Consider the following 19060-nt stretch of genomic DNA (forward strand, 5'->3'; position numbering starts at 1 on the left):
AAGGGAACATTTGATGGATACACTTCTACCAGAAAACCGAGTATAATGCAATTAATATCCCGCAAATAATCATTGCACCAGCAATGAATCCGGGAGTAGCGACGAACATGCGCTTATCCACGTCCATACTTTTTATCTGTGTCGCATCTTTCTTTCCATATATACTGATAAAATACATGACTATTATGCAAAGTATAAATACAATACCCATCCTGTCCATGAAAGGAATTTCCCAGATACCTTTCTCATTCATCACCGCCAATCCTGCCCGGGAGAGAAAGGAAAGATTTGCAAATGCCGGCAGGAACTTAAACAATACGGACAGGATAAACCCTCCAATAGTAGCGAACAGGGCAGCTTTGGCAGTTGTCTTTTTCCAGAAGAATCCTAATATAAACATGGCAAAAATGCCGGGCGATACGAAACCTGTATACTCCTGTATATATTGAAAACCGCCTTTTTTGTCGATGCCCATATGCGGAGCGATGATCACCGCGATGAGTGTACCGGCGAGTACTGTCATCTTTCCCGTAAATACCAGTTCACGTTCTGAGGCGTCGGGTCTTATCACCTTTTTGTAAATATCCAGGGTAAAGATGGTAGCGATACTGTTGATTTTTCCCGCCAGCGAAGCCACCACCGCAGCAGTCAGCGCGGCGAATGACAATCCTTTTAATCCGGTGGGCAATATATTCAGTAATACCGGATATGCCCGATCGGGGTTAACTTCTCCGTTTGTTGTCATCAGCGTTTTAAAATCCGCGCCCTGATACAAAACAAAAGCGGCAATACCAGGCAACACTACAATCAATGGCATCAACAATTTCAGAAAGGCGGCAAATAAAATTCCATTGCGGGCCGTAGGCAAATCGGCGCCCAATGCACGCTGGGTGATATATTGATTACATCCCCAGTAGTTGAGGTTAGCAATCCATAAACCGCCTATGAGCACGCTCAGGCCGGGGAGATCAGCATAGCCGGGATGACCTTTCGATAAGATCATATGAAAGTGATCACCGGCGTTTTCTTTCATCTTTATAAAACCTTGTAACAATCCTGCTGAGCCATAATGCTCAGCTACGAGATTCAGTGCCAGATAAGTGGTAGCAAGTCCTCCCAGTACTAAAAAAAACACCTGCATTACATCGGTGTATCCGATTACTTTCATGCCGCCCAGGGCAATCACTACCGCAAATATTGCAAGCCCGCCCATACAGGCATGCAGATTTATACCGGAAATACTATTAATAGCCAGTGCTCCCAGGTATAGAATAGAAGTCAGATTTACTACTATATACAATAACAACCAGAATACTGCCATGATCATGCTCACCGTTTCATTATACCTGCTACGCAGGAACTGTGGCATTGTATATATTTTATTTTTCAGGTAGACAGGAATAAAAAAAACTGCGACTATGATCAGTGTCAGGGCCGACATCCATTCATAGCTGGCAATGGCCAGACCAATCTTAAATCCTGATCCGCTCATGCCTATGAACTGTTCGGCAGAGATATTGGAAGCGATCAATGAAGCTCCGATGGCCCACCAGGTAAGAGACCCTTCGGCGAGGAAATAATCGTTTACACCGATGACTGCCGGGCTTCTTCGTTTGTATACCCACCAGCCATACAGCGATACTACAATAAAATAGATCAGAAAAACAACGTAGTCGTACTGCGAAAGTGTATCCATTTTTCAGCGTGGAATAATACTTTATGTATAATTCTTTATGCCGACTAAGTTATTACAAGCATTTAGCTAAGGAAAACATTGCATTTGCCAATTATGATACAATATTTACAGTGGGGTATTTAGAATGCTGGCATTACGCTCCCCTGGGCACTTTCAACTGATGGACCGTTAAAGTGGATCTACAGTAATTCCTTTTTCAGCCAGCTGACTCTTTATTTCTTCAAAGTTATCCGCATAGAAGAGCGTCATCGTTTTCAGGTTTTTGAAATGCCGGGTATCCTCGAAATTTGTTATGTTAAATGTATCATCTTCGCCGTCCCAAAAACGGAAAACATGGCCGTATATGTCGTTGCCACCGTCTTGTTGTATGTCTGTTATTTCATCAGCATACTGCGCATCGATTTCCAATGCTTCAAAGTAAGCGGTCACTTCCGGGATAAAGCCATATCCTTCTTTTTCCACGTCTATCTCCCGCTCCCGGTAGTTCTCTACGAAATCGTAAAGGTCGAATTCCGGTTTCAATAGCTTCTTTTCGTACATCAATTCCTGTATGACAGCCAGTTTAAAATTGAAATCGGCGAACTCAATCTTCGCTCCGTTAATTTTTTGATATTGATATTTATCTGAATATACTTTGGGGGGCTCCGGCTCATGATGGCTGATAACGATACTGGCGATTTCGTTATCTTCAATATCTATCCATACATCAAAATCACCGGCAACCAATGTACCGCTATCGTCATATTTAGAAACTTTCCTTATAGTTTTAATGTGCTGCTGATAGTACTCCGGATAGTTAGTTCCGTTAATATTAAATTCCAGGGCAAAAAGCGAGGCCGGCGAATAATCAAGATCATGCGGCCTGATAAAAAGTGCCAGGCTTTCTGCCACTTTTCCTTTCTTAGAAAAGGCCACCAGGCCGGTTTGATCCCAGGTATAAATGTGGTTATATTTCTTTTGGGCATACCTGGCCTCTCCCAACAATGTTTTCAGCTGCTGAATATCAACGGGGAAATGTATTTCGGCTCCGTTAATAAGTAATTGGTTTCCGGCGATTGCTATCTCCATAACTTCTTCCTGTTTTTAATTTTCAAATGTAACTACATTTGAAGACATCGCCCTACAGATCCATGAAAAACTGTACCCAGGGAGATGTCAGCCCAAACTGCTTCAGCATTTTTGCAGTGAGGGCATTGAACTCCTTATTGGTGACAGGAGCCCCCTTGCCGGGAAGCGGGATCTTCCACTTCGCGGGAGCAGTATCCATACCTGTAACGCTTTGGGCGAAGATGGTGATGTGCTCATGAGGAATGGCCACGCCCAGTATCATACCCGGTAGCCCGTTGAACGACTCCGGCCCGCCCTGGGTTGGGATTTCGTCTGTATAAAAAGCTACTACATAAATAGAATCAAAGAACAATGCATTAGCGCGACGACATTCATACCCGGCAATTTCCCTGGTTTCATCTGTCAGCTTCCAGCGGATTTTTTTTGTGGAATCTTTAACAAAATAGGATTTCTCGAAAGCCTGCTTCTCTGTATTCACTTCATTTGTTTCGAAATTGCTGTATATGCTGTTCTTATATGCTACCGGAACAGGAAATGTTTTCGAGTACTCAATATTGGAATTCGCAGGCTCATAGAGGCTATGCATAGGATCGAAGTACAGGTTAAAGCTATCCGCCCAGAATTGAGGCGACGAGCTCCTGTATTGCTGCATAAAAGTATTTAACTGCTCCTCCGTCATTGTTCTGGTTTCACCTAAAAATATCCGCATCGTTGCGAAGGTATTTATCTTCCTTTCAAAAGTAATCCTGCCGCTTTTTATAAACGTTGCCTGTTGCGCATAAGCAGCACAACTACCCATCAGCGTGATCAATATAAAAACTATTCGTTTCATCATTCTCTCTACTTAATACTGTTAAACTTTGAAAAATTCCAGGTGGCCCCTACCATGAAAAAACGCCGGATGGTAGTGTACCTGTTCTCAGAGAAAAATGTGTTAGTTGCCGTACGGGCGTACCCGTTATTCTGATTCAGGATATCATTGCAGGAGAGCTTCACCGTCAGCTGATCCTTTTTGAAGAAGTTACGCCCTATCCAGGCATTCCAGAGTACCCTGCTGAAATTGTCGCTGAACGTTTGTGTTTTCTGTTGCCAAAGACAGTTTGCATCGGTATGCAGCTGAAATTTCTTCAGGAAGTAAATGTCTATAGACGGGTTGACGGTATAGGAGAAATAGCTGTTACGCGAATCGGGCTGTAACGACGACTTATTTTTCGTATATGCTCCGGTTCCAACCAGGTACATACTGTATTGGCGCTGTTTGTTTTTAAACAACTCCACGGTAAGCGTGTAAGTGTTATAGTTCAGTTCGTTCACCGCATTATTAATAGGACTGAAAGATTTCCCGCCATTCAGACTCAGGCCCCCTCCTGCCTGTAAGTCGAGCTGCTGTATTTTCCTTGAATAATAAGTATTCAGGTAATAGGAGCTATTCGTATACCCGTTCATGTTAATATAACGATAGGCATAAGCGCCTGAAGGATCCACGGTTACTGCCTGTGTGAGAGGGCTGGATACAAGCGTATAGCCGGCATTTCCGCCAAAGTAAAGCTGCGAAACTATCCTGGTGGCGTAATAACTACCAGTAAAATTATGGGTGAAGCTGCTTTTCAGATCTGTATTGGGTACAAACACCGACAACTGGCTGTTATTATAATTAAATGGAATCATCTGCCAACGCTGCGGATTATCGTTGTTACCGTTATATCCAAAGTTCAATCCTTCGTAGTTACTGAACTTGTAGTTGAAATTAGCATTAGGGTTCAGGTTAACAAATTGTTTTTTCAGATGTAATAGCGTGTAGATATTATCACTGGTCATCTGAACAAACTTCACATTATTACCCACTTTCAGGATCATCTTTTTCGAAGAATAATTCAATGCGAGCCCTCCCTGGTTACTCCAGACAGAAGAATTCATCCTGGTACTGAAAGCCGTGTCTATTACCTTCTCACCGGGGCTGTTCACGAGGTTATAAGAGCGTTTATCGTCGTGTGCACTTTCATTGTACAACGCATAATTTATCAGCAGTGATAATTTGCCGGAAAGAGGTTCTGTATAGATGGCATTGAGGTTCAGCGTGCGCCAGTCGTCTTTCATCTTCTTACGTAAATGTAATAACGCGGTACTGTCCTGACTGCCCGAGGTTTTATAAAAACTACTGTTGGAAATACTTTCTCCATTAGCCGCATCATTCGAGAAATTATTATTGAAGTAGAAAGAAATCGTTCTGCCATATTTCTTCAACTTCTTCTCCCATGATAGGTTCAGGTTGTAACTTTTCAGGTCGTAATCATTGGAGCTGGAAGCCTGATTATTGTATATCAGGCTGGAATCACCCCGTTTATTCTCTGTAATACTGTTATGCAGGTTTTTACTATTACTGAGAGATCCATCGGCATAAATCGTGAAGGTGGAAGTAGTATCAAACTTATGGATATACTTTGCATTCGCCTGGTTGCGGGTATTGTTGTTTTTAAAATTGCTGTTGGAATTACTTAAAATAACGCCGGAAGGTAAATTGTTCTGAGAGTTGGTAGTTTCATCACCCTCCACATTCATGATATTGAATTTATAGTTGCCGTTCAGGGATTCTTTATCAGCATTCCATTTCTTATCATAATGTAATCCACCGGAATTAACCTGGGGCAATCCTTTGCCGGAGTAATTCCCGTTATCCTGATCATCGTCTCCCATCTTGCCCTTGTCGGCAGATCCCAGGCCGGTTCTGCCAATGTTGCTGGTGGTAGCATAAGCAGCCATTTTTCTTTTGCCTTTGAAGAAGTTGATCATCCCCTGGGCATTGTACCGCTGATCTGTTCCGACGCCGGCATCCACTTTCCCGAAAATGCCATGGTTCTTGTCTTCCTTGATCTTCAGGTTAATAGTTTTATCTTTCACGCCGTCTTCGATACCTGTAAAGGCAGCGGCGTCTGATTTCTTATCGTAGACCTGTACTTTGTCTATCATATCCGCTCTGAGGTTCCGGGTCACCAGTGTGGGATCATCACTGAAAAATTCTTCTCCGTCTACCAGTACCTTCTTTACTTTTTGTCCCTGTGCCGTGATGTTTCCAAATTGATCTACCTGTAAGCCTGGTAGTTGCCTGAGCAGCTCTTCTACAGTGGCATTGGGCTGTACCTTAAAGCTATCGGCCTTGTATTCCGTTGTATCACCATTGATTTTTATAGCAGCTACCTGGGATTTAACGATTACTTCGTGCAATAGTTTTCCTTTCTGGATAAGGCTTATCATATTCATGTCTATTAGGCCATTTTTGGCGTCCCGCAGGTTTATGCGATGCGAATAGCTGGCATATTTGGGATAAGAAAAGAAGAGGATATAAGCGCCGGTATCCGGAAGATGGCGAAAGTCGAATGCACCGTCTTTATCAGTACGCCGACTTTTGACAATGAATGAGTCCCTCGCTTGTAACAGTACTACGGATGCGTTACGGAGGGGTGAATTAAGGCTGCTGTCGACCACCCTTCCTTGGATAGTACTATTCTGAGCGTTTATGTTATAACAGAGCGAGAGTGTCACCAGTACCAATCCCAGGATCTTATTCATCATTGAACAATCAGTTTAAATTCAGGCTGTCTAGGCAATTATGTGTTAGAAAGATGTTTATTAATATGTTTTCAATAATCAGCATAGGCCTGCATTTCCCTGTTATAAAGAAATGGCCTTCCGTACGACTTATCATGTTGCGTGATCTCAGTATTGATCACACGATAAATTCCATAAGCGGGTATGCCTGAAAAAGTAAAGAGTTTCTTTACTTTCTCCTTCTGTAACTTCGCCGGATCGTCCATCAACGTTTGCACCGGTCCTACGGGAATCCAGGACTGCCCGATATTATCCCAATAAACCAGTTGGCATTTTTTGTGGTACAAACCTCCCGACATCCGGGATATATCCAGTGATACATTGATAATCGTCTGTTTATTTTCATTGATATATTGCACACCGCTATTTTCAGTTACCAGGAAAGGAGTTCCCACAGTCCGGGTTTTACTATCGTTACCTCCTAACACAATGATGGGTGCATAGAGCGCTCCTGCAGCTATATTTGAAAAAATGACCGTATCGTTTTTCTTTGTCACTTTCATCCGGAGTGGTTTCCAGTATTTGCCATTCAGTACGCCGAGGAATATTTCATCGGGTGTGGATGCAGGTACTTTAAAAGCATAATCTATGACCGGTAAATACTCCCGCGTTATATCGTAATAAACCTGAAAACTGCGGCCGTCGTTAGGAAAAGAGCTACCATCTGTTTTATAGGTGTAGCGATAAGCTTTTGCGAGGCGTGCACTTTTAAAGGGCAATGAATCTCTTACCGGGCTGTCATATACCGCATTCATCGGAACAAATTTTCCGGTGGTATCCAGGACGCTTAGCCAGGTATGGCCGCCAAAATTACCGTTGGCCCAATACGACGTAAATTCGTTAGCCACAGGAATTCCGATGGCCCTCAGCCAGTAGCCCAATAACATATTCAGATCTTCACAGCGGCCCCCGCGTGTTGCTCTCAGTTCTCTGACGGTAAATGTACCGGGGAAATAATTGATAGCATCATGAATATAGTGATAATATCGGCCCAGGCTATCATTCACTACCGCTGCAATCTTTATCCTGTCGGTCGTATGCCCCGCCTTTTCGAAGATCCATCCGCTATTCTCCCAGAAGTGTTTCCTCCAGTTCTGAAGCGGTTCGTTCTGCACCCTGTGCGGCAAAATGTACTCTTTGAACTGTTCGAAAGTCAGGGAACGGGCCCAGGGCATCTGCCATGCCCTGAAAGCGTATTCAATATCCTCGATCAGTTGCTTAGCACTGATAGTTCTGCTATCCGCCAGGAAAACCGGGTTATCAAACCTGATCGTACCACAATTAAGGGAATCTTCTATTTTCCGTTTGAGCGCATTGATACTATCGATGCCAATGGTATCTCCCACAAACAACTCCTGATTAAATATACCACAATCTGTTACAGACGAATACTTCTGATATCCCTTACCCGGCATATTCTCAATCAGGAAGCGGGCAGCGGCCAGCTTCAGTGAATCTCCCGCTGATTGGGAATAGTGCCCGATCACCTTCTTTAACTCCACAGCATTCATACCTGCATAGTCAAGCGCTGCTGCTAATTTACGATCGGTGGTGTTGTCCCTGGGGCTGCAGGAATTCAAAACAACGAGTGCCAATATATAAAGAAATATACACTTCATCTATTGCCTGTTGAAATTTAAAATATACATCGATGAAAGCAGGCTATACAGCGGATCATATTCTAGCGGACCTTGAAATTAAACTTATCTACCCCCAGCAATCCCTCGCCACTGGCCCCTTCTATGATACCAATAAATTGCCTGCGGATATCGGAGCTATAGAACTGAATAGTTGCCTCACCATTCTTATCAGTCACGACTACGGGTTTCCAAAATAAGGTATTGCGGGTATCAGCAACAGCGGGGTTTTCTTTGTCATAATCGGGTTCATAGAATTCGCGGCTTTGATAGTAGCCTTTTTCTACCACCATTTTAAACTTCTTTAAAAGTTCCTCTTCTGTATATTTAGGATAATGATAGACAACATGTTTCACTTCTTCGGCTTTAAACCAACCATCCACTTCATGTGATACCACTGTGCGTGTGCCCACGAAAACCGGGTATTCCTGGCCTTCAACCGGTTTCGTTGTCCCGGACTTGCACCACGGGCAATTTAAATATCCTTTGGGATTCAACCGGCAGACGTAGTCGGTATTACCTTCATATTTAGCGATACTATCCAGATATCCCAGATAGCGATCTGAAAAGCCGGGGCCTTTTGCAGCAACGTTGATCTCCTTTAATGTTCTTCCGTATTGCAAAAAGCCGGTATCAGGCGCTGGTGGCCTGTTATCCGGAATCCTCTCCGGAAAAATACCGACCGGGCGGGCTTGGGCTTCTGCCTGCCTGATAGCAGTGAAAGGATCTGCTACCTGTATAGTATAGTCTTTATCCGAAAAATACCTGATAAAAAACCGGGGGCCTATAGCCAGGTGATCGGGCGTTACATGAAACGCCCCATTGTTATCTGCGATCGCTAATTGCGTCACACTTTTATTATAATTGAACAGCATGAGAGACAAAGGCTGTTTCTCTTTCCCGCCTTTCTTTATAGCTGTGGCATGAGCATCCAGCGTATCCGACAACACGGGGTGCTGCCGGGATTCGGCTCTTAATGCATCCACATTCCAGGTGTAGCGACGCCATCCCTGCGTGAGTAATAGCAAATCCAGTGCTTCTTTGCGATCCTTATTCGACGGATCGAAATAATAAGCCGGATCGTATATGCTTCCACGTAGTTGGGTAGAGAGATAATAATAGCTTACAATATTGCGGGAATTCCGTTCATTGTTGAATAGATCATCATACACCCGTACACTCAACGCAGCAGGCACGGGATTACCATCGGGGTCAGTTGTTTTGATCTTCACGGAAACCCTTTCTTTTTGTGCATACTGTTCCTTCACCTGGCTCAAACTGACATTCAGTTTCCGTTCCGGATGCAGATAAACCAATCGTTCCGCCAAAGGCCGCAGCTGATCGTCGAAAAGAGTGGCTTCGGCGATGCCCAGCGGAGCATTGCGGACAGGTATACCAACAGCGAGGCTGTCGCCGAAGGCGCCGGCTGCGATCGACTGTACCGCTCCCCGGACCTGTAATCTCAGAAAGAACTTATGCCTGTTGGGATTATGCCGGGAAAGCACTTTAAAAACCAGGCTATCGTCGTCATTCCGGATGAGCTGCATCACTACTCCTTCAGGCTGGATCACGGGAAGCGTATACACGCTGTCGCTGTTGCCGTCCAGCTTTACCTGGTATACCGCGTCTTTCTCCGGGGTGAACAAAAAGCTACCCATTCCGGCATGAGCTGATTTGAAGCTAAGTACAGGCGTATTCCCTTGCAGTAATGTACCCTTTATTTCAGCCGGGCGTCCTTCCCTGGTGACGGCCTTAAAGGCTACCTTGTTTCGGAGTCCGGCCACGAGGTAACCTCCTTCCGGGAATACATTAAATTGGATGTCCTCCTTCCCTGTTGCAGCTTGCTTTTGCCGCGACAGCTTATCCGCGCGTATTTGCTGCGGAGCATTGACCACCTCTATACGACAGCCGGCATAGTAATAGGGCTGATTAGCAAAAAAAGAATGCGCCGTATAGGCTTTAAGGTTATAAAGCCCTTTCGGCAGCGTATCCGGCAGATATACATGGCCGGCTGACAGGCCGTTGCTGACCGGATACATTTCCTGCCATACAACGCTATCGCTGCCTTGCCGTTGCAATTGTAAATAGAGGGTATTGTCGAGTGCAGAAAGCGTAAAGTCTCCCGCATTCAACACAAAAGCATTGAACCAGAGGTCTTCCCCTGAAACGTATATATCTTTGCTGGTGGTCAGATAGACCGAAGTACGGAGGTTGCTCTGCGTAAATGAATCGAGCTGACTTGCCAGCTGATCCATCTCCGGCCGGGTTACCTGTGAAAAGGACCGGGAGGCAATTGACAATAATCCAGCTACCAGATATATCAGATATTTTATCATTCTCTTTATTGCTCTAATTGTATTTTCAGCCATTCAAATGCCTGGCCATTAGCGGGCGATTGAAACTGATGCTTAATAATTTCTCCATCTTTCAGCTGCACAATACATGGGTAAATTACGTTCTTCGTGGGTAGATTAAAAATCCCGTCATTATCAACAAAAACGTTACTACGTCCACTGATAGACTTCCCAATTTTCTGTTGCAGGATTTTAAGAGACTGTACTTTCGTTAATATAAAAAATATACCGGTAGAATCAATGAAATCTCTCATAAAAGCTTCTCCCTCCTGTATGCACCCATTACACCCAAGCCCGGGCAGAATAACCATCCAGGTTTTGGGAGTACCGAACCTGGCTTTCTTCAGGCCTGCCGAAATTGTTGCCGTTTCCGTGTCGCTGTCTGATTTCTTTATATTGGCGCAGTTACTAAAGAAGAATAATGATATGATCGCTATTATATAAACTCGTTTCATAAGACATTTTTTATCGTTAATATTCAAACTCCATCAAAGGTTTGCTGGTTTAAAAATTTTCAAATACAGGTGAGATTCCGACAGATCTTTCTTATCTATATACTCTATGTTTAATCCTTCTTCCGTAACAAAAGCGTTCTCCCAGTTAAAGTTATCGCAGGTACCAATAATAGTTTCTCCCATGTATTTAAAATGCTCATCAAACATTACAACAGACAAGGGTTTATCTTTAAAAGCGCTGGTATAGGTAGCTTCAGGCATTGCCTTTCTGAGAAATCTATAATATACTTTCCGGTAACGATCGTACCTGATCGCTGCGTACAAATCAGTTTTGCAAACCCGCAGCTGTAATTCTTCCGAAGGCATCTTCTTTTCAAAAGAAGTAATAGCGCCGGCTTCATTACTGCCACCATATATGCTGGTATATCCTTCTTTATCGTTATCTGCCACAAACACATCATGTGAAACAGGGAAGCTGTATATCATTTTATTATCAGGCGCTACATCGCTATAAACATTAGTGAACAGCCCTTCATTTTCCCAAAAAATATTGTTCCCGTAAAGTGCCGGCGGATACTGGCGGAAGAACCTGACACTGTCGTTGTTCAGATCAACATGTGCTTCAAATCTGAATCTGCCTGCTATGCTGTCCGGAAGGGAAAGCATGTATTGCCCCGGAAAAATCAATTGCTGGCCCGCCCCCACTACCGGGGCCGTTGTTGACGGATAGTACTGAGGATATCGATAGATCCAGGACAAATCGTGAAATGATTGTTTATTTATCAATGAAATCCGCGACACCACCCTGCCTGAATCATTTATCAGTGCCAGTTCATTGTTTGTTTTATTGTAGATGTAAATAGAATCGAAATTCTTTATATAGTAGCCTAATGGTACGTTAATGCCTTCTTTATCCTTCTTGCTGAATTTAACTATTTTCTTCAGTCCCAAGGTATTGTAGTCATAAACATATATTGCGTTGGCGTACGTATTCAGAAAGGTCAGGCTTTTGTTGTTATTTCCATCGTCCAATATCTGGACATACCGTATCCTGGGAGCGCTTATACTGTCTAACGGGAACTTCTTTTCTCCCGTATTCATTAGCTTGGCAGTTGCCTTCATTTTGCCTTTCATCTGATTTTGCAATTCCACCACATTCTTTTTTTGTGTACAGGAAGCAAGTAAAGCAAGCAGAATAGCGGCAGCAATAATTCTATCCATTATGTCATTTTTTTAAGGGAGGGTCCGTGTCCGAATGAACACGGATACCTCCACATCAGAGTGATGAATTACAGTAATTCCTTACCAACCGAAGTCGCACTCCATATTTCCCGGATCTCCTACACAGATCTGAGCGAAGTACAGGCATTTTCCGCCTCCGAAACCATAGTTATTTGAACATTCTGCACTGGCAGTATTAATCTTTACCAGAGAGTTTAAATCAACACTATTGTTGTTTGCGTTTGTTTTAGTAGCAAAAAAAGCTACAGTTGCGATAGCAGCAATACCAGCTGCGGCGAGGATTTTCTTTTTCATAACAAATTTTTAAAAGAATAACAGATTATAAATGCTTCATGAAAGTCAAACAGGGAATACTACTTTCATAAATACTTCTGCCTGCACATGCTTCGTGTAAGCAAACATTAATGCAATTAATGCCCTGGGGATTAAGTCATCCTGTCATAGTGGAACTTTTGATATTTTAAACAATTATGGGAAACATTCATTAACATCTACGGGCATACCTCGCCCATACCGGCATTTCGTACCAGTGCTCATTCAATAACCATCTTGTTCTTCACACGGAACATTTACACTACCGAACACCAGCTCTCTGCAGTGCGTCCGGATTTCATTTAGCATGAGACGTCGCGTCGTCCCGCCGTTTAGGGTTCATATACTTTCATACCGTGGATCTCCTCTCCTTAGTTCACAAAGGGGTGCTCATCTGAAAAGCATTAATTATCTGCAGTTGTCAGATCAGATGAGGCCGGGTGTTTTTCTTTTATCAGGTTTTCAGCATATCTCTTTATTTCATTTACGGCTTTAGAGGGAACTTTCACTTTTTTTATTTTTATACTCCGTGCCATTTTCACCGCCTTTGCAGGCTCACCATTGTCGTTATATAAGGTCATCAACAGATAAAGCGGATAAAAGCGGTTAGGGATCATGTACATGGCGTGTAAATAGGCACTTTCAGCGTCCTTGTAATTACCCGATTTTCGTTCGCAGTCTCCAATTGCAGTTTCAACAACTCCGGAGCTCAGGTATTTCCGCGCTTCTTTTAAAATGCTTAATGCTTTGCTGTAATTTTCCGTCATTGCCAACGACTTCCCATACTGCATCAGGAACTCTCCGTTTTCATGGAACACCGGATAAACTGACTCAAAGCTGTTATTACTCTCTGTATACAGTTCCCTGACATAATACACTTGTCCATTCCCCCACGCGAGAAAAGATTTCCTCATGCCTTCGATTGCATTCACACCCCAACAGACAAAAAATAATATACATAGTGTAAATACCGGGGCAAGCACGCGTGTGCGGGCAATATGGATGGTCGTCAGTTTACGGCTGTCGACCTGCGACAACACCGCCAATGCAAAAACCAACAAACATTTTATTGCCAGGTTATCGGAAGCATACGTGAACAGACTAAAGACAAAACAGGATAATAATATGCCGTATACAATATTTCGCAGGGGCTCCTCTTTTGCCTTTTCCCTAAACCAGCAGCAGAAAAAAACTGCCACCAGGGCGAGTGCTAATCCTATCAGCCCATTCTCTACGGTAAACTGCAGGGGTTCATTAAAAGCGTAAAAGGTATTATCAGCCAACTGTGCTTCTTCTGCTATATCCCCGCTTTTATGCTCAAACCACTTTGCCTGTTCATCCATATAGCTGGCCCTGAATCTGTCGAACCCAACTCCAAAGAAAGGATGTTCCTGTATTAATACCAGTGATATCTTGTATATCAGCAACCGGCCATCTGCCGAATGCTTTTTAAACTGATAGATGGAGTAAAATACGCCCAGCAGCAGTATACCGGCCACGGCTATACGCTTAACAGGCCATTTTGCTTTAATATCCACCTGCTCACTCTTATACAACAGCCAGATTAGTCCCACTCCTGCCACCACACTAACATACGCGGAACGCGACCGTAAGCCGGGCAGAATGATAATGCTGCCTATAAAGCTCAACATTGGCAGGTAAGTAATCACCCAGGTAACCAGGCTTTTTTTCTTATTCTGCACATCTTCAGAGACGGCCTCCAACAGCCTGTTTCTGTTGATATATATGCCAAATGAGACCACTGCGGTAAGTGATATATACCCTGCATAACCACCCGGGTTAAAGAAATTCCCGGTAACCGGGAAATAACTGTTACGGCTATCCTGTAATCCCAACAACTGCATCAGCCCTGTCAACACCTGCAGAAAGCCACCTGCAGATATGCTCAATAAAATATAGAGATAGTATTTCCGGGGCAATGCTTTCAGTGTAAGGTAACCTATCACCAACCCGGTCAGCTCCAGAAAGCGCATAGAAAAACCAGCAACAGGTTGTATATAATACCGGTTAGTTACTATATATATCAACAGCAACAACAATGAAACATCGACCACTGAAACCTGGAATCCTGACCTGGATCCGGCATACAGCCTGTAACATGCAATAAGGGAAAATGCTATCACAACAGTGTAACCGAAAAACAGAAACTTCGTTGTTTGTGTTGGCTCTATGAATAAACTGCTGTAAACACACGGTAATAAAAAAAATATGCACCCAAGCACAATAAGGCCGGCATTCTCAGTATATTTTAAGGGTTTAAAGGGCAACATCGGGTTTCTTTATTTAGGATTATTTTTTACCGTCGTTGTTCACTCCTCATTTCGTTAGCATAAAACCTAATTTAGTAACTTTTTTCAGACTTTCAAATATTTTGGTTTCAATATCTGCGTGTTTTATCATTAATTATTTCAAGATAATTTAACGATGTGTTTCATATGCTGATTAAAGCTTCCCGATGTACTTTCCTACCAAATTCTCCCTGGGTACTACTCCATAATGCCGCGAGTCAATGGCAATATCACGGTTATCTCCCATCATAAATAAGTAGTCCTTTTTAAAAGTATAGGAATCCACCGTTTTACCTTTTATGAAAACATTTTTCCCAATGTGTTGAATCGACGAATCTTCATAGATCCGGATAGTGCTTTCATACACTGCAGGAAGCTGTTCGCTGAAAAAAATCTTCATGCCTTTGAAAGGAATTTTGAGTGCATTCATATCAGGGATATCTTCACTCAATTCCGGCACATTTATATTCAAACTATCGGGATCACTGTTCCCTTTCCATATTGTAAAAGAATCAATTCCGTTTCTCAATTTATTTTTTTGAAAGTTATCAAGCGCCATAAAAATGTACCGGGGAAACCGTTTGAAGCTATTTCCGAGTTTATCGATGCCGGCTTGCGCTATATCAGTTTTAAGCTGTTGATAATCATTAAACCAGATCTTGTAGTAATGCCTGACGCTCGGCGGTTCTTTAACAGTATTGCCGTCAACGCTTAATACGCCGTTCCTTACTTCTACCGTTGATCCCGGCAACCCGATACATCTTTTCACAAAGAAACCTGGTATCTCTTTCCTGACTGTAAAAACAAAAATATCTCCTGCATGAGGGGTTGCGAGATCCAGTTTATCCGCCAGCACCGAAAAGGCACTGCTGTAAAGCGTTTTATTAATGAAGATGTAGTCGTTACTACTAAACTTATTTTTCATAGAATCGCTGGGAATCCTGTATACATCAATAAAGAGTAATCTGAGCATAAAGAGCAGGATGATCAGGGAGATAAAAACGTAGCCTGTTTTCTTTAATAGTTTCTTTGTAGCAGTTTTCATAGCCGTATATACATTCGGGTTATGGGATCTCAATTCCTAATTCGTAATTCTTTCTCAACGAGCTCCAACATGCTGAAGAATAGCATCCATAACGGTTTCAGCCGGCATATCAGTATCAATTTCCAGATCCGCCGCCTCCCTCAGCAATGGTTCTATCTCACTCTTCAAATAAAGCACACGTGTTCTTTCCTCCGCCTGGTTTCCATAGGTATTATCACTCCTGGTTTGAAGCCTGTTGATCATCACCTCATCCGGTGCAGTCAGCAATATAATATGATCAAACTGTGGATAGAATGCAACCATATTACTGGCGCAGCCGCTGACAAACAAAAGCCCTTTATTACCGGATAAAAGCGATGCTATACGCTCTCCATTCCACACCCAGTCCTTTCCGGGCTGCACTTCATTATCGGGGTACTCAGGGTCAGGATCAGCATCTACCCACATGGAATATGGCGCAGCATCCAGATCTGTTGCATTGAATCCATTTGCCAGCAACTGCCGGACAACAGTGCTTTTGCCGGTTCCGGACATACCGGTAATGAGAATTGTTTTCATTGAAAATAACAGGATTTAAATCTCACTATCATTTAAGCGAGCACATGGTTTAACAACTCCCACGAAGTTGCGCAATTTCTACAGATATTTCTTAACTTTTCAGTAAACAGGTCATCAGATATACAGAAGCACTAACGATCGGAACAATGGTGATGCATTTACACAGACCAGCCCATATTTGAAATTCCAATGCTCAGGGCAGCAACGGGCGAAATGCATAAAATAGTTTTTGACTATTAAAAAATAGAATTAATTGATTTTGTTTATATCTCCAATGTCTTAATTTTATCATCCTGTACAAATAGTAGTGCAGGCAAGTATTCATTCCATACCCTAAACTTACAAAAATGGAAAAAGAACTAAACGACATCAGCAAATGCCCGTTTCACAATGGTACGCTGAAACACAATGTAGGTGGTGGCGGCACCAGGAATCATGATTGGTGGCCTAACCATTTAAAGGTAAGTATACTGCGCCAGCACTCCTCCGCGTCGAATCCGATGGATGAAGGATTTAACTATGCCGAAGCTTTTAAGCGCCTCGACCTGGAAGCAGTGAAAAAGGATCTGCATGCGCTCATGACGGATTCGCAGGACTGGTGGCCGGCCGACTTCGGACATTATGGTCCTTTGTTCATTCGTATGGCATGGCATAGTGCAGGTACCTATCGCGTGGGTGACGGTCGCGGTGGCGCGGGTTCAGGGCAACAACGTTTTGCGCCGCTTAACAGCTGGCCCGATAATGTGAGTCTTGATAAAGCACGCAGATTGCTTTGGCCTATTAAACAAAAATATGGGCGTAACCTTTCCTGGGCCGATCTACTGATCCTGACCGGTAACATAGCTTTGGAATCTATGGGCTTCAAAACATTTGGCTTCGCCGGCGGACGTGAGGATGCCTGGGAAGCGGATGAAGCGGTATACTGGGGTGCAGAATCCACCTGGCTCGGCGGTGATCTCCGCTATGCCAACGGATCTCCCGGCGCACATGAACATCACGGGGTAGTTGATACCGATGCTGCGGCAGACAATGCAGCTCATTCCCGTAATCTCGAAAAACCACTTGCCGCTGTGCAGATGGGGTTGATTTATGTGAATCCTGAAGGCCCCGACGGCAACCCCGATCCTATTGCTGCTGCTAAAGACATCCGTGATACATTTGGCCGCATGGCCATGAACGATGAGGAAACTGTAGCGCTGATAGCTGGCGGTCACAGCTTTGGTAAAACCCATGGCGCTGCTCCTGCTACGCATGTGGGAAAAGAACCGGAAGGAGCCGATCTTGAAATGCAGGGCCTGGGCTGGCGCAACAGCTATGGCACCGGTAGTGGAGCCGACGCTATTACCAGCGGCCTTGAAGTAATATGGACTAAAACACCCACCAAATGGAGCAATAATTTCTTTGAAAATCTGTTTGGGTACGAATGGGAGCTTACCAAAAGTCCCGCCGGCGCGCATCAATGGGTAGCTAAAAATGCCGACAATACTATCCCCGACGCATACGACAGTTCAAAAAAACACCGGCCTGCCATGCTTACAACGGATCTGTCGCTGAGGTTTGATCCGGCGTATGAAAAAATATCCAGGCGCTTTTTAGAACATCCGGATGAATTGGCCGATGCTTTCGCCCGTGCCTGGTTTAAATTAACGCATCGCGACCTGGGCCCGCGCTCCCGCTATCTTGGTGCTGATGTACCGGCAGAGATACTGCTCTGGCAGGATCCTATTCCGGCCGTTGATCATCCGCTAGCAGATGCCAATGATATAGCCGCCCTGAAAGCTAAAGTGCTGGCATCGGGATTAACTGTTTCCGAGCTTGTTTCCACCGCCTGGGCTTCTGCCTCTACTTTCCGTGGTTCCGACAAACGCGGTGGTGCCAACGGCGCCCGCATCCGTCTGGCTCCGCAAAAAAGCTGGCTGGTGAATAACCCCGCCCGCTTACAGAAGGTATTAGACAAGCTTACAGATATTCAGAAAGATTTCAACAGCGCGCAATCAGGCGGCAAAAAAATATCACTGGCAGATCTGATCGTACTGGCAGGTTGTGCCGGAGTGGAAAAGGCCGCTAAGGATGGAGGACATACTATCACGGTTCCGTTTACACCTGGCCGCATGGATGCTTCACAGGAACAAACTGATATAGAATCCGCAGGCTACCTCGAACCATTGTCTGATGGTTTCCGCAATTACCGCAAACCTAAGGTGCCGGTATCTACCGAAGAATTACTCATCGACAAAGCCCAGCTGCTGACCCTTTCAGTGCCTGAACTGACAGTACTGGTGGGAGGTATGCGTGTACTGGATACTAACTTCGATGGTTCTAAACATGGCGTATTCACACAACGACCGGGTCAACTGACAAACGACTTCTTTGTAAACCTGCTGGATATGCGTACTGCCTGGAAAGCCATATCCGACGACCGGGAAGTTTATGAAGGCAGTGACCGGGCCAGTGGTAAGATCAAATGGACAGGCACCCGTGCCGACCTGGTATTCGGATCTAACGCAGAGCTGAGAGCCGTTGCAGAAGTATATGGCAGCACTGATGCGCAGGATAAATTTGTGAAAGACTTTGTGGCTGCCTGGAATAAGGTGATGAACCTCGACCGGTTCGACTTAGCCCGGTCATAGAACAGCATGAATAATCATTAGCAGACAGCCTCCGGTGACGGAGGCTGTTTTGTATTACATATATAATACTGGCCCGGATTGCTGAATCAGCGAATTTTACTCACAGAATTTCTCTTGCTTTATTTGACAGGTACAACTCTGGCCATCG

At 44.1% G+C, this 19060-nt stretch carries 13 protein-coding genes; 1 reads left to right on the forward strand and 12 read right to left on the reverse strand.

Annotation, left to right across the window (positions count from 1 at the left end):
* Positions 1 to 25: 25 nt before the first annotated feature.
* The 12 genes from UNH61_RS16655 to UNH61_RS16710 all read right to left on the reverse strand — a co-directional run bounded on the left by UNH61_RS16655 (position 26) and on the right by UNH61_RS16710 (position 16282).
* Complete coding sequence (locus UNH61_RS16655; protein WP_326993101.1) at positions 26 to 1696, reverse strand: sodium/sugar symporter; 1671 nt, start codon at positions 1694 to 1696, stop codon at positions 26 to 28.
* A gap of 168 nt (positions 1697 to 1864) precedes the next feature.
* A complete protein-coding gene (locus UNH61_RS16660; RefSeq protein ID WP_326993102.1) occupies positions 1865 to 2764 on the reverse strand; it encodes a hypothetical protein in 900 nt (299 codons plus the stop codon).
* Positions 2765 to 2816: 52 nt separating this feature from the next.
* A complete protein-coding gene (locus UNH61_RS16665) occupies positions 2817 to 3599 on the reverse strand; it encodes a GLPGLI family protein (protein ID WP_326993103.1) in 783 nt (260 codons plus the stop codon).
* Positions 3600 to 3604: 5 nt separating this feature from the next.
* Positions 3605 to 6334, reverse strand: a complete 2730-nt coding sequence (locus UNH61_RS16670; RefSeq protein WP_326993104.1) for a TonB-dependent receptor — start codon at positions 6332 to 6334, stop codon at positions 3605 to 3607.
* Between the two features lie 68 nt (positions 6335 to 6402).
* On the reverse strand, positions 6403 to 7989 hold the full coding sequence (locus UNH61_RS16675; RefSeq protein ID WP_326993105.1) for a transglutaminase domain-containing protein: 1587 nt from the start codon (positions 7987 to 7989) through the stop codon (positions 6403 to 6405).
* Positions 7990 to 8051: 62 nt separating this feature from the next.
* Complete coding sequence (locus UNH61_RS16680; RefSeq protein WP_326993106.1) at positions 8052 to 10343, reverse strand: hypothetical protein; 2292 nt, start codon at positions 10341 to 10343, stop codon at positions 8052 to 8054.
* Positions 10344 to 10348: 5 nt separating this feature from the next.
* Positions 10349 to 10816 (reverse strand): hypothetical protein, encoded by a 468-nt coding sequence (locus UNH61_RS16685; RefSeq protein WP_326993107.1) that lies wholly within the window; start codon positions 10814 to 10816, stop codon positions 10349 to 10351.
* A gap of 33 nt (positions 10817 to 10849) precedes the next feature.
* Positions 10850 to 12037 carry a DUF4221 family protein gene (locus tag UNH61_RS16690; protein WP_326993108.1) on the reverse strand — a complete coding sequence of 396 codons (1188 nt, stop codon included), beginning with the start codon at positions 12035 to 12037 and terminating at the stop codon, positions 10850 to 10852.
* 81 nt (positions 12038 to 12118) lie between these two features.
* Positions 12119 to 12352, reverse strand: a complete 234-nt coding sequence (locus tag UNH61_RS16695) for a hypothetical protein (RefSeq protein ID WP_326993109.1) — start codon at positions 12350 to 12352, stop codon at positions 12119 to 12121.
* A gap of 422 nt (positions 12353 to 12774) precedes the next feature.
* Positions 12775 to 14514, reverse strand: a complete 1740-nt coding sequence (locus UNH61_RS16700; RefSeq protein WP_326993110.1) for an O-antigen ligase family protein — start codon at positions 14512 to 14514, stop codon at positions 12775 to 12777.
* A gap of 319 nt (positions 14515 to 14833) precedes the next feature.
* Positions 14834 to 15724: a signal peptidase I gene (gene lepB / locus UNH61_RS16705; RefSeq protein WP_326993111.1), complete on the reverse strand. Its 891-nt coding sequence runs from the start codon at positions 15722 to 15724 to the stop codon at positions 14834 to 14836.
* Positions 15725 to 15778: 54 nt separating this feature from the next.
* A complete protein-coding gene (locus UNH61_RS16710; protein ID WP_326993112.1) occupies positions 15779 to 16282 on the reverse strand; it encodes an AAA family ATPase in 504 nt (167 codons plus the stop codon).
* Between the two features lie 347 nt (positions 16283 to 16629).
* On the opposite strand from UNH61_RS16710, the gene katG reads away from it, so the two are divergent.
* The gene (gene katG / locus UNH61_RS16715) at positions 16630 to 18912 is read left to right on the forward strand and encodes a catalase/peroxidase HPI (protein ID WP_326993113.1); all 2283 of its coding nucleotides are present in this window, start codon (positions 16630 to 16632) and stop codon (positions 18910 to 18912) included.
* Positions 18913 to 19060: the final 148 nt, after the last annotated feature.

The organism is Chitinophaga sp. 180180018-3 (genome assembly GCF_037893185.1).
Taxonomy (GTDB): domain Bacteria; phylum Bacteroidota; class Bacteroidia; order Chitinophagales; family Chitinophagaceae; genus Chitinophaga.